The organism is Rhodococcus sp. 1168, from assembly GCF_002091955.1.
Taxonomy (GTDB): domain Bacteria; phylum Actinomycetota; class Actinomycetes; order Mycobacteriales; family Mycobacteriaceae; genus Rhodococcoides.
On record NZ_MKKY01000048.1, the window covers coordinates 102202 to 114404 of the forward strand.

The window sequence follows — 12203 nt, forward strand, 5'->3', positions numbered from 1 at the left end:
TCTGGACAAGCGGATGCTGTTGGTTCATCCGGTCAACGAAGCGGTCAAGGTCCTGCCGGTCCTGTTCGTGTCTTTCGTGATCGGCAGTCGGAGCGGTAATCATCTGTGGGGTTTGATTATCGTGACCCTGGTGGTGGTGTTCGCGTTGCTGCGCTGGTTCACCACCAGTTATCGCATCGGCCCGGTGCATGTGCAACTGCGCACCGGGGTGTTTCAGAAAAAGCTACTGTCCGTGCCGCGCAGCCGAATTCGCTCGGTCGACGTCGAAGCGGGCGTCATGCATCGGCTTCTCGGTCTGTCGATCTTGCGGATCGGCACCGGGCAGCAGGCAGGCAAGGGTGAGAAATTCGAATTGAACGCGCTCGATTCGAGGGTGGTCCCCGCGTTGCGTGAACAGCTGTTGCAGCGAGCCGAGCGGGGGCCCGATGCACTCAGGAAGGCGCCACCCGCGGCAACCGAGATTGCGCACTGGAAAACCGAGTGGGTCCGATATGCACCGTTCTCGTTCACTGGCGTAGTGGCCATCGCAGCGGCGGTCGGGGTGCTCTTCCAATACGGATTCGGTGAACGCGTCGCAAATTCTTCCCTTGTCTCCAGCAGCATCGACTCCGCGGAGCGTTTCGGTATCGCCCTGGTGATCGGCGTAGGACTGCTGATACTGCTGATCGTCGCCAGTCTCTTCGCGTGCGCTCGTTACCTGATCGCGTACGGCAATCTGACCGTCACCGACGACGGCGCGCGCCTGCACGTCAACCATGGACTCCTCAAGACTCGCTCGACGACGCTCGACCGGAAACGCCTTCGCGGCACCTCACTGTCCGAACCTCTGCTGCTGCGGATCGCCAAGGGTGCGAAGCTCGACGCGATCATGACGGGTGTCAGCGCGGAGAAAAAGGAATCGTCGCTGCTGTTACCGCAAGCACCCGCACGCGAAGCACTCCGCATGATGACGGTCGTGCTCGGTGACGCCGGGCTGCACGAGAACGCGCAGAAGCCGCTGACGCCGCACGGACCGGCAGCCAAACGTCGCAGATACACCCGAGCAGTAATCCCCGTACTCGTTGTGGCCGCCGGGCTCGGGACCGCCAGTGCACTCGGCGCTCCGATCCCGACCACGGTGTGGGTGGCCATGGTGATCGTGCTGCTCGGCGCGGTATTCGTCGCATGGGATCGATATCGTGGGCTCGGCCACGCAGTGTTGCCGGGTTGGTTGATCACCCGCCACGGTTCCCTCGACCGCACCCGGCACTCACTGGAGGCCGCCGGGATCATCGGATGGACGGTCAGACAAACATTCTTCCAACGGCGCGCCGGTGTCGCGACAATCGTCGCTGCCACACCGGCAGGCGTCGGACACTACGAGGTTCTCGACATTCCCGCAGACCAGGCGTGGGCCCTCATCGACGCTGTCACCCCGAGAGCCGGCGACAAATGGGCCCACTGAACACACCTGACCCCGAACCCGGTCATTCCGCAGGCTCCACTCCTGACCCCAATGGTCATTCCGCAGGCTCCACTCCTGACCCCAATGGTCATTCCGCAGGCTCCACTCCTGCCCCCGATGGTCATTCCGCAGGCTCCACTCCTGCCCCCAATGGTCATTCCGCAGGCTCCACTCCTGCCACCATCGCCGACCTCGACCTGGCCGTCAGCGCTTGTCGAGCTTGCCCGAGGCTGGTCGCCTGGCGCGAGAAGGTAGCCACCGAGAAGCGAGCCGCGTTTCGGGACGAAACCTACTGGGGCAGGGCGGTTCCCGGGTTCGGTCCCGCGGACGCGTCGGTTCTGATCGTCGGCCTCGCACCTGCCGCACACGGAGGCAACCGCACCGGACGCATGTTCACCGGGGACCGCAGCGGTGACTTTCTATATGCGGCACTTCATGCCGTTGGACTTGCCAATCAGCCGACGGCTACACACATCGGCGACGGCCTGACGTTGCGAGGGGTCAGAATCACTGCGCCGGTTCATTGCGCTCCACCGGACAACAAGCCGACCGTCACCGAGCGCGATCGTTGCCGCTCGTGGCTCGACATCGAATTGAGCTTGCTGAAGCCGACGCTGAAATCCGTGATCGTCCTCGGCGGATTCGGTTGGCAGGCCCTGTTACCTGTGCTGGCAGCGAACGGCTGGGACATTCCGCGTCCACGCCCGAAATTCGGCCATGGCGTCGAAGTCGATTTGGGGTCGATTCGGTTGTTCGGCAGCTACCACGTCAGTCAGCAGAACACGTTCACCGGGCGGTTGACTCCGAAGATGATCGAGGATGTGCTGCGGGCGGCCGGGTACCATGCGGGCCTGATGTGAGCGCCGTCAGCCTCCAGGTGAACAGCAGAACTCCAGACGGAGCGACACCCGCCACCAGCAACAACGCCGTTCGCCAATCGGAAAGCAACAGCACGTCGCCGCCGGGGCCACCGAACATGCAGATCAGCACTGCGACGCCCCAAGCGATCAGCGGCGACGCAATGGCGAGGGGTCGTTCTGCAACTTTGCGCGCGGCGTAGAGAAGCATGACATTGGCGATTCCCGCGAGCAGAGCACTGACCGGGAAGGGCACCGGCCCGAGGTAGGCCGGGAGGAAGAAAACGGACAGTACGCCGCAGAGAAAGCCGTCGAAGATCAGTACTGCGAGCGTTGCCCTCGACACGAGGACGACAGCATTGGATGCGGCCTTCGAGATCATGTTGCCAATACTGGCGTACTCCCCGCGGTCAGGAGACCGGCGGGTATCCCAAAGCGGTCAGGAGATTGCTCAGCGCGGACGCGAGATCGGTGAGGCCGGACTGATACAGCATCTCCTGACGGGGGAAATCAGGTATCAACGAGTTGACGAACGCGACGATGGCGTCCTGCACGACCCAGTTGTACATCTTGCGTACTCCCCTGCTCGGCCGACCGCGCTGTATGAGTCCTAGTGATCAAAATCATATTCTATGACGCCGGAAAACAGGTCACTTTCCCTACCCGAGGCATCGACCTCTCCCCGATCGCCTCGAACGAGAACGAATTGCTCTTCGGCCAGAATCGGCTGCGCTATGTTGTTCGACAGTGCGTACTCGGTGCCCGAAGGCGCGACGGTCACCTGGGTGGCGTGTGCTTCGAGTGCAGCGCGTTTGCAGCCGAGAACGCCTCTGACATCGAGCGAGGTGGTGATGGTCTCCTCTGGCACGGTGGACAGCTCGCCGGGCTCGGGCATTCGCCAGCCCTCGGGAATGTCCGCGATCGAGTCCAATCCGCGCACAAGCTGTTCTTCACCGGTGACGGTCCAGTAGAACTTCTGCGGTGCCCACGGTGCGCCGACATTCTGGTAGCGGTCAGTGTCTGCGATATCGACAGCCTCCGTCACCAGCGAATGAACTTGCTGATGGTCGGGATGCCCGTACCCACCCTCCGGGTCGTAGGCGATGACGACGTGGGGCCGAACCGTGCGGATGACCGAGAGCAGTGCCGACAGAGCCTCGTCACGGTCGGCGTTGACGAACGCTCGCGGATCGAGTGCCGCCGGGGTACCCGCCATGCCGGAGTCGCGCCACCGTCCGGCACCGCCCAAGAATGTCGGTCCTTGGGCACCGAGAACTCCCAGCGCCCTGTGTAATTCGAGGATTCGGTATCCGCCGAGCTGATCGGCCCGGTCGGCGACGAGGCCTGCCCAGCGGTCACCGATAACTTCGCCTTCCTCGCCCAGCGAGCACGTCAGGACAGTAACTTCCACCCCTGCTCGCGCGTAGTGCGCGATAGTTCCACCGGTGGTGATGGATTCGTCATCCGGATGCGCGTGAACGAGAAGAAGTCTCACTTGGTCTTGATCCTCATCCACTGCGCAGCATCACCGAAGATGCCTACCTCGATCGGTCCCGCCAACGACACGGCTTCGACACCTGTGCTGACGGCGACTACAGACGAATCCTGCATGATCGGAAGAACTGCGGACAACGCCCACAATTTCGGCTCTGCTTCGGCAACCAGCCGGTCCGCCGGAAGTTCGCCGCGTAGAGCCAGATTCACCGAATTCTGCAACTCCGGCACGCACAAACCGGAGAGGTTACTCGGCGGGCGCGCCTTGGCCTCGTCGGTGCCACCCGACCGAGTTGGGGCCGGGGCCGGCGCACATCCAAATCTCGACGCCATCACGGTCGCGGGATCGTTTCCTACACTTGACCATCCGACCAATGCGTCGACCCGGCCGTCTACGAGTGCAGTGCTGTACAACTCTTCGGGTGGCAGTGGAGTCACCGACGCATCGATGCCCACGCTTGCCAGTTGGTCGGCAACGGTGTTTGCGACGGCGAGCGAGGTGGAATCATCCTCCACTGCCCCGATGATGAATTCGACTGGCAATGCGTCCTTTTCGAGCGCTCCACCCGGGCCTGGCACGAATCCCGCTCCGGCGAGAAGTGCCAGCGCACTCTGACGATCGATGGGAGCAGGAGCGGTGGGGGCATAACCGGGGTCCGACGGGCTCGACAGTTGTGCGCGCGCTGGGTGATCGGCCGACCCGGTCCCGGCTGCAACCGTCGACAGCAGTGCCGGATCGAGAAGGCCGAGGATCCCCGCTCGCACATTTGGATCCGACAGCATCGCAGTTCGGCCGTTGAGGGTCAGATCGAGAACGCGTGGCTGAAATCTGACGTCGGTGCGAACCCCTGGTATCGCCGCCAGCTGGGCCCTCGTAGCGGTGCTTGCTCGAACCTGGGCTACCTGCGCGTCTTTCGACCGAAGCGAGTCTGCCAACTGAGCAGAGGTCCCACCTCGACGAAGCAGGATTCGATCAGGCTTCGCCGGCTCGTCCCAGAACCTGTCGTTGCGTTCGAGAAGGATTTCGTCGCGTCCTTCGTCGATCGACTTGATACTGAACTGACCGCCGGAGACCGGCACGTTGTCGACGAGACCGGTTTCGAAGCCACCGGGGGAATCTTTGAGGAGATGACTCGGGAGTAAATCGGAGAAGAGCCGTCGCCAATTTTGATATGGCTCAGCGAATGTCACGGCGACGCTCTTGCCGCCGCCGGAGGAGGCAACATCGACGATGAGGCCGTAGCCTGCCGGGTCGATGACTCCGGGTTGCGAAATCATCTGTTGCCAGAGATACCGGAAATCCTCGGCGGCGATCGGCGCACTGTCGGACCACTGAGCTTCGTTACGGAGTTGATAGGTGACCGTGAACGGATTCTGCGACGTCACGTCCGCCGACAACAACAGCGAAGGGTCCTGGACCCAGATGGACACCGCGGGGTTCGACGGATCGGTGGTCGGCCGAAACGGACTCGGTAGGACGAGCGCGCTCACCGCAGAGTTGGCGGGCGACTGATCCGACAAGAGGTGCGGATTGAATCCGATGCCGACATCGTCGATCGCGACGACGACGGGATCTCCGGTTTCGACGGGTACTTCCGTCGTCGTGATGACGGGTGTCGGTTCGCTCTCGACCGGAGGCGGCGGGTTGGCGGTGCATGCTGCGAGAACCAGAGTGGGTAGAACCAATGCGATGGTTCCGAGGCCCAGGGGGCGCGCTCGCCGCAAATGCATCTCCTTCGTCGTAGCCCGTGCCTGCTCAGTCATCTGTCGAGACCGACTGCGCAGACACGGGCGTTCAGCGCGATATACGAAAGCTACCGCTCTTTACAGAGCAGCCTTGTCACGCGACTTGCTGCGCGAACGCTCACGAGCACGCTCATTGGAATCGAGGTGCACCTTACGGACGCGAACGACCTCGGGGGTCACTTCGACGCACTCGTCGACTGCACAGAATTCCATGGCCATTTCCAGGTCCATCTTCTTCGGCTTGGCCAAAGTCTCCATGACGTCTGCCGAAGACTGACGCATGTTGGTCAGCTTCTTCTCGCGCGTGACGTTGATGTCGAGGTCTTCCTGACGCGGGTTGATGCCAACGACCATGCCCTCGTAGGTATCGACGCCCGGCTCGACGAAGAACGTGCCTCGGTCGGCCAACTGAATCATGGCGAACGGGGTGACGCTGCCGGCGCGGTCCGAGACGAGCGAACCGGTGTGGCGTGCACGAATCTCTCCTGCCCACGGTCCGTAACCGTGGAAGACAGCGTTGGCGATACCGGTGCCACGCGTGTCGGTGAGGAAGTCGGTGCGGAAACCGATGAGGCCACGCGAGGGAACGATGAACTCCATGCGAACCCAGCCTGCGCCGTGGTTCGTCATCTGCACCATCTTGCCCTTGCGTGCGGCGAGCAACTGCGTGACACCGCCGAGGTATTCCTCCGGGGAGTCGACGGTCAATTCTTCGAACGGCTCGTGAACCTTGCCGTCGACCAGCCGGGTGACCACCTGGGGCTTGCCGACGGTCAGCTCGAAGCCTTCACGACGCATCTGCTCGACGAGGATGGCGAGAGCCAGCTCACCACGACCCTGCACCTCCCAGGCATCGGGACGGCCGATGTCGAGAACCTTCAACGAGACGTTACCGACGAGTTCCTGATCGAGGCGGCTCTTGACCATGCGCGAGGTCAGCTTGTGACCGCTGACGCGGCCGACGAGCGGGCTCGTGTTGGTGCCGATGGTGACCGAGATCGCCGGCTGGTCGACGGTGATCCGCGGCAACGCGACGGGGTTCTCTAGGTCGGCGAGGGTGTCACCGATCATGATGTCAGGGAAGCCTGCGACGGCGACGATGTCTCCTGCGACGCCCTTCTCGCCCGGTACGCGCTCGACACCGATGGTGTTGAGCAGCTCGGTGATCTTCGTCTTCTGGACGACGGGTTCGCCGTCGACCTCACGCATCCAGCTCACGGTCTGGCCCTTGCTGAGCTGGCCGTTGTGGATGCGAACCAGAGCGAGGCGACCCAAGAATGCCGAAGCATCGAGGTTGGTGACGTGCGCCTGCAGAGGAGCGTCGACGTTCCCCTTGGGAGCAGGAACGTAGCTGAGCAGAACCTCGAACAGTTCGTCGAGGTTTTCCGCATCAGGTGCGTTGCCGTTCTCGGGCTGAACCTTCGATGCCTTGCCCTCGCGGCCGGAGGCGTAGAGGACAGGAAGGTCGAGGGCAAGCTCAGCAGCCTCGGAAGCTTCGTCGTCGAGGTCGGAAGCGAGATCGAGAAGCAGGTCGTGACTCTCGGAGACGACCTCTTCGATTCGTGCGTCGGGTCGATCGGTCTTGTTCACGACCAAGATGACGGGCAGCGACGCAGCGAGCGCCTTGCGCAGCACGAAGCGGGTCTGCGGTAGCGGACCCTCGGATGCATCGACGAGAAGGACTACACCGTCGACCATGGACAGGCCGCGCTCGACCTCGCCACCGAAGTCGGCGTGCCCGGGGGTGTCGATGACGTTGATGACGGTCATGGTGCCGTCGGGGTTGCGTCGATGAACGGCCGTGTTCTTGGCCAGAATCGTGATGCCCTTTTCCTTCTCGAGGTCACCCGAGTCCATCACGCGATCGATCGCTTCGGCGCGTTCCTCGAACGCTCCCGACTGCCGGAGCATGGCGTCGACCAGGGTGGTCTTGCCATGGTCGACGTGTGCAACGATGGCTACGTTGCGAAAAGTGGTGGTGCTGTCGATGTTATCTGCACTGCTTGGGGCGCTCACGCGAAAGGTTCTCCTGGGTTGAATGCGGGCTCTTGTTCGCTAGCGGGCTTATTGACGCTAGAGAAGCGCGCTGCACCGCGAGAATCTCGCGACTGAACAAGTTTACCCGCTACCCCAGGGTGACCTGCGACACGCAGTACCCTTTTTCATAAGTTCACCTTGAAATGCGAGATTTTCGGAGACGTTCACATGGGCAAGATCAAGGCCGAGAAGGTGTCGGGTCTCAAGCCCAAGAAGAAATGTTGCCGCAAGAAGACGCGCTGCATCAAGTGCCCCGTGGTGATAATGAGGATGAAGAAGCTCGAGAATCAGGGCGTCTCCGGCAAGGATCTCAAGAAAGGCCTGAAGAAGGCCCGGTCTGCCTGAGCATCAGCGCAAGTTCGGTTACCCATTCGCGGTCCGCATCGACCAGATCCATCTCCCGCAGTTCAGCGGCGTCGACCCACCGCAAATCTGAATGCTCAAGCGGCGCAGGCGATCCGGCAACCAATTCGACGCGGTAGGCACGCAGAATTCGTCCGGCTCCGATGTGGACATCACCGGCAAGCTGCGCACCGACAGCAGTGTCGACGCCGAGTTCCTCGTGCAGTTCACGCATCAACGCCTGAGCGTCGCTTTCGCCGGGTTCGACCTTTCCTCCCGGCAGCTCCCACAGGCCCGCGAGCTCCGGTGGACGGGCTCGCTGAGCGAGAAGAAGTAGCCCGTCGGCGACGATGGCACCGGCCACCACGACGGCAGGAGTGGTGATGTCGGGGGCGGAACCAGCTGATTTTTCGGCATCGGTCATGTCAGGATCGTTTCCATGAGTGAACTACTGTCAAACGCCGAGATCGACGACGCACTGAGCAGTCTGCCGGGGTGGAGTCTCGATGGCTCCTCGATCACCCGGACGGTCGAGTTGCCGACGTTTCCGGCGGCAATCCAGTTCGTGTCGAGGGTGGCGACCGCTGCCGAGGCTGCGGGGCACCACCCCGACATCGATATTCGATGGCGAAAGTTGACCTTCACGCTGTCGACGCACTCCGAGGGCGGGCTCACGTCGAAGGACGTGGATCTGGCTCGCGAGATCGAGAAGCTGCTGATTCGAGATTGACCCGTCGTCTTCTCAGGTAGATCGCCAGGATGTACACGAGGAGTGCACCGAATACGTCGACGGTTCCGAGCCAGGCGAGTATCCCTGGGCGGGATACGAGCCAGATCGACTCCTGGAAGAAGCTGAGGATCCAGGGGATGCCGATGACGCTGGTCACCAGCCAGTATCCGGCCACGATCCGTGTGAACAGAGCTTCGCGATCCGGCCCGTGTACGAGCCAGACGAGCAGCGGCATCACCCATACCCAGTGGTGTGACCAGGAGATCGGCGAGATGAGCAGCCCCAACAGTTGAACGACGAGGAGGATGCCGAGTCGATCGTCGCGTCGTAGCGAGCGCCATGCGGCGATTGCGAGAGCGAAGACGATCACGACGCCGCCGATCCACAGCGCCCCGGATCCGATGTCGTGTCCGGCGATCCGGCTCATTGCTCCGCGCAGCGACTGGTTCCACACCGAGCCGACCGGCCCGATTCGATCGGCGTCACCGAGCAGCGTGGTGAAGTAGGTGCCTGCTTGATGGCCGAGAACCAGGTAACTGAGCGCGACGGTTGCAGCGAAGGCGACTGCCGAGAAGATCGCCGCCTTCCAGCGCTTCGTGGCCAGGAAGTAGAGCCCGGTTATCGCAGGCGTGAGCTTGATTCCGGCGACGAATCCGATGAGTCCACCTGCCACCCACCAACGCGTACTCCGGATCGCCACGACCGCACCCAGAGCGAGGAAGACGTTGACCTGCCCGTAGTCGAGTGTGGTGCGCACGGGTTCGGTCCACAGGGCAAGCGCTGTCCATGCCATAGCGATGCGGGTCCAGCGTGAGGTGCCTGCCACGTCGTCACCGAGCATCAGCCCGAGGCTGAGCTTGATGAGCAGGAACATCGCTGCCATTGTCGCCAACTGCCAGGCGATCCCGACGACGGTGAACGGCAGATAGTGCAGTGGAAAGAAGACCAGGGCTGCGAACGGCGGATAGGTGAACGGAAGCGGAAAGTCGGGAGTCTTCACCGAGTAGGTGAAGTTGTAGAGATCGTCTTTCAGCAATGCTGCCGAGCCGTCTACGTAGACGTGCAGGTCGACGAGGTTCATCCCGTTGGGCATGGCGAAAGCCCAGGCGAGTCTGGCCAAGACCGATAGCGCAAGCAGGAAGGGGGCGTATCGAACCAGTCGGTTCACCTGTTGTCTCTCGCTCCCGCTCGGTGCAGTTCGGTCGTCTCGGTTCGAGATCGACAGCCGAGCTTATAGGGAACCCGATCGGGCCTCGCGCACGCGGTTCACAGAATATGTTGACCATCATGATGGATGTTCACAAATAACATTTGCATCACCAATCACACTGTTCACTTCTGTAACACGCTAATGTCCGTGGACGGTCAATGCCGAGTCACGACCGCGTCCAGTCCGACAACGCCCGAAAGTACGGGCTGTACAAGACAAGGGTCGGATACATAGAGTGGCCCCTCGAGCCAACAACCGCTTCATGGCCCGTTTTACGATCAGGATGGGGAAAATCAAGTGCTTCGTACCGGGGTAACACGCAAAGTCGTCACTGTTGCGGCGGTGGCATGCGCCGCTGCACTCGCGCTGCCGACCTTTGCTTCTGCAGAGCCAGCACCGCCTGCAGCCGAGCTGCCTCCTATGTTCCTCCCCGATCCGGACCAGCCTCTGCCGGATTACGCGCAGATCCAAGCACTTGCATCGTTCGCCCCCGCCATCATGGGTGCCGCCGCAGGTCCGACCGACGTCGCAGCGGGCCCGCAAGCCGACCTCCTCGCCCAGGCACGTCAGCTGCTGGACAATCCCGCCATCCCCGAGACGGTGAAAGCCACTCTCACGAGGGTCATCACATTCCTCGACGGATCCGGTGGCGGCGGACCCGAACTGCCTCCGTCCGACGGACCGGTCATCGCGCAGTTCCTCTACCCGACCATCGGTAAAGGCTGCATCTCGGACAAGGCAGATTCCATCGGCACCGCGCTGGCCGTACCCGGCCCCGCAACGCTTCCGCCTCCCGGACCTGCTGCAGGGCACGCCGGCTTCGTCTTCACCGCCCTCGGCACGGCTCCTCTTGCTGCTCAGCAAGAGTCACCGTTCACCGTGACGTGGCTCAATCTCGACAACCGTCGCACCGGGACTCAGGAGTTGACCGGAGCGTCGGCCATCAACCCGGGCGGACCTGCCACGATCTCTGGTATTGCTGATACCGGACCGGGACGCGTTCTCGCTGTCGCATCCGGTTCCATCACGACCAAGTCCGTCGAAGATCCCGCTGCACCGGCACGGACCTGCGGATTCCTGCCTACGATCGGGACCTTCCACGTAGCCTGATCATCATGTGAGTAGGGTCTGCTCGGTGAGCAAACCTCTCGCATTCGTTGCGATCACCTATGCATTCGCGGTAGCGATGATCGGCACCACGATGCCGACGCCGGTCTACTCGCTGTACCAGGTCGAGTTCGGATTCTCCGTTTTCGTCGTCACTATAATCTTTGCCGCCTATGCGCTGGGAGTGCTCACTGCACTCCTGGCGTTCGGTCGTTGGTCGGACTCACTGGGTCGTCGCCCGATGCTGCTCGCCGGAATCGCATTCGGCATCGTCAGCGCGCTGGTGTTCATTTTCGCCGGATCGCTCGCCGCGCTGTTGATCGGACGGGTGCTCTCTGGACTATCGGCGGGCATATTCGTCGGAACTGCAACCGTGACACTGTTGGAATTGGTGCCGGACAAGTGGCGCGCACACGCACCGGCGATTGCGACGGCGGCGAATATCGGCGGACTCGGTCTCGGGCCACTACTTGCCGGTGTACTGGTTCAGTATCTGCCGCACCCGATGCAGCTGACCTTCGTCGTCGATATCGGATTGCTGATCCTGGCGGGGGTCGCGGTGTACCTCTCTCCCGAGACGGTGAAAGTTGCCCGCGGGGCCAGACCACACCTGCAGAGACTGTCGATTCCGGCGCCCATCCGTGGAATCTTTCTCCGAGCATCGATCGCCGGCTTCGCCGGATTCGCTGTTCTGGGCCTGTTCACCGGAGTCTCTCCCGGCTTCATGACCAGTGTCCTCGGCATCGACGACCACGCTGTGACCGGCGCTGTTGTCTTCGTATTGTTCGCTTCGTCCGCGGCCGCTCAAATCGGTCTCCGCGCCCTAGATACGTCGTTCGCGCTGCGGGCGGGATGCGTCGTGCTCTTCGCCGGCGTCGTAGTACTTGCAATCTCGTTGCTGACGGCGTCGCTCCCCCTGCTGATTCTGAGCGCCGTGGTGAGTGGAGTCGGGCAAGGAGTGACGTTCAGCAAGGGAATGTCGACGGTGACCGCAGAACTGCCGGTGGATCGGCGCGCCGAAGTGACGTCGACATTCTTTGTCGTCCTCTACATCGCCATCTCGGTGCCCGTGATCGGAGCAGGAGCAGCCGCGAATGCCTGGGGCCTCGTCACCGCTGGGGTGGTGTTCTCCTGCGCAGTCGCCGCGCTCGCGGCGATTGCATTCCTGCTACTGGTACTCGAATCTCATGGACAAGACTCGAATCAAGAAGCGAAGGAATCCGACAGGAACTGATA

The 12203-nt window shown here is 62.3% G+C and carries 13 protein-coding genes; 6 read left to right on the forward strand and 7 right to left on the reverse strand.

Annotation, left to right across the window (positions count from 1 at the left end; translation table 11 throughout):
- Window positions 1-13: 13 nt before the first annotated feature.
- Together BJI47_RS09120 and BJI47_RS09125 are read left to right on the forward strand one after the other, a co-directional pair.
- Window positions 14-1444, forward strand: coding sequence for a PH domain-containing protein (locus tag BJI47_RS09120; RefSeq protein ID WP_088943472.1), 1431 nt, complete (start codon window positions 14-16; stop codon window positions 1442-1444).
- Window positions 1432-2304: a uracil-DNA glycosylase gene (locus BJI47_RS09125; RefSeq protein WP_303393528.1), complete on the forward strand. Its 873-nt coding sequence runs from the start codon at window positions 1432-1434 to the stop codon at window positions 2302-2304. Before BJI47_RS09120 ends, BJI47_RS09125 begins: the two co-directional genes overlap by 13 nt.
- Here BJI47_RS09125 and BJI47_RS09130 read toward each other — a convergent pair.
- The 5 genes from BJI47_RS09130 to typA all read right to left on the reverse strand — a co-directional run bounded on the left by BJI47_RS09130 (window position 2231) and on the right by typA (window position 7557).
- Window positions 2231-2683, reverse strand: a complete 453-nt coding sequence (locus BJI47_RS09130) for a hypothetical protein (RefSeq protein WP_088943408.1) — start codon at window positions 2681-2683, stop codon at window positions 2231-2233. The two genes, BJI47_RS09125 and BJI47_RS09130, sit on opposite strands and share 74 nt — an antisense overlap.
- Window positions 2684-2711: 28 nt before the next feature.
- Window positions 2712-2870, reverse strand: a complete 159-nt coding sequence (locus BJI47_RS24050; RefSeq protein ID WP_176224757.1) for a hypothetical protein — start codon at window positions 2868-2870, stop codon at window positions 2712-2714.
- Between the two features lie 41 nt (window positions 2871-2911).
- Window positions 2912-3817: an N-acetyl-1-D-myo-inositol-2-amino-2-deoxy-alpha-D-glucopyranoside deacetylase gene (gene mshB, locus BJI47_RS09135; protein WP_088943409.1), complete on the reverse strand. Its 906-nt coding sequence runs from the start codon at window positions 3815-3817 to the stop codon at window positions 2912-2914.
- Window positions 3793-5526, reverse strand: coding sequence for an ABC transporter family substrate-binding protein (locus BJI47_RS09140; protein ID WP_088943474.1), 1734 nt, complete (start codon window positions 5524-5526; stop codon window positions 3793-3795). The genes mshB and BJI47_RS09140 overlap by 25 nt, the downstream gene beginning before the upstream one ends.
- A 93-nt stretch (window positions 5527-5619) precedes the next feature.
- Window positions 5620-7557 (reverse strand): translational GTPase TypA, encoded by a 1938-nt coding sequence (gene typA, locus BJI47_RS09145; protein WP_088943410.1) that lies wholly within the window; start codon window positions 7555-7557, stop codon window positions 5620-5622.
- A 189-nt stretch (window positions 7558-7746) separates the two neighbouring features.
- Here typA and BJI47_RS24055 point away from each other — a divergent pair, with 189 nt between their 5' ends.
- Entirely contained in the window at window positions 7747-7923 is a 177-nt protein-coding gene (locus BJI47_RS24055; protein ID WP_088943411.1) for a hypothetical protein, read from the forward strand.
- Here the strand turns inward: BJI47_RS24055 and BJI47_RS09155 are convergent.
- The gene (locus tag BJI47_RS09155; protein WP_088943412.1) at window positions 7889-8344 is read right to left on the reverse strand and encodes a (deoxy)nucleoside triphosphate pyrophosphohydrolase; all 456 of its coding nucleotides are present in this window, start codon (window positions 8342-8344) and stop codon (window positions 7889-7891) included. The two genes, BJI47_RS24055 and BJI47_RS09155, sit on opposite strands and share 35 nt — an antisense overlap.
- Window positions 8345-8359: 15 nt before the next feature.
- Between BJI47_RS09155 and BJI47_RS09160 the strand changes: the two genes are divergently transcribed.
- Window positions 8360-8650: a 4a-hydroxytetrahydrobiopterin dehydratase gene (locus BJI47_RS09160; RefSeq protein WP_088943413.1), complete on the forward strand. Its 291-nt coding sequence runs from the start codon at window positions 8360-8362 to the stop codon at window positions 8648-8650.
- Here the strand turns inward: BJI47_RS09160 and BJI47_RS09165 are convergent.
- On the reverse strand, window positions 8592-9818 hold the full coding sequence (locus BJI47_RS09165) for a mannosyltransferase (protein WP_254900478.1): 1227 nt from the start codon (window positions 9816-9818) through the stop codon (window positions 8592-8594). The genes BJI47_RS09160 and BJI47_RS09165 overlap by 59 nt on opposite strands.
- A 339-nt stretch (window positions 9819-10157) precedes the next feature.
- On the opposite strand from BJI47_RS09165, the gene BJI47_RS09170 reads away from it, so the two are divergent.
- Complete coding sequence (locus tag BJI47_RS09170) at window positions 10158-10970, forward strand: hypothetical protein (RefSeq protein ID WP_088943415.1); 813 nt, start codon at window positions 10158-10160, stop codon at window positions 10968-10970.
- Window positions 10971-10995: 25 nt separating this feature from the next.
- On the forward strand, window positions 10996-12201 hold the full coding sequence (locus BJI47_RS09175) for an MFS transporter (protein ID WP_088943416.1): 1206 nt from the start codon (window positions 10996-10998) through the stop codon (window positions 12199-12201).
- Window positions 12202-12203: the final 2 nt, after the last annotated feature.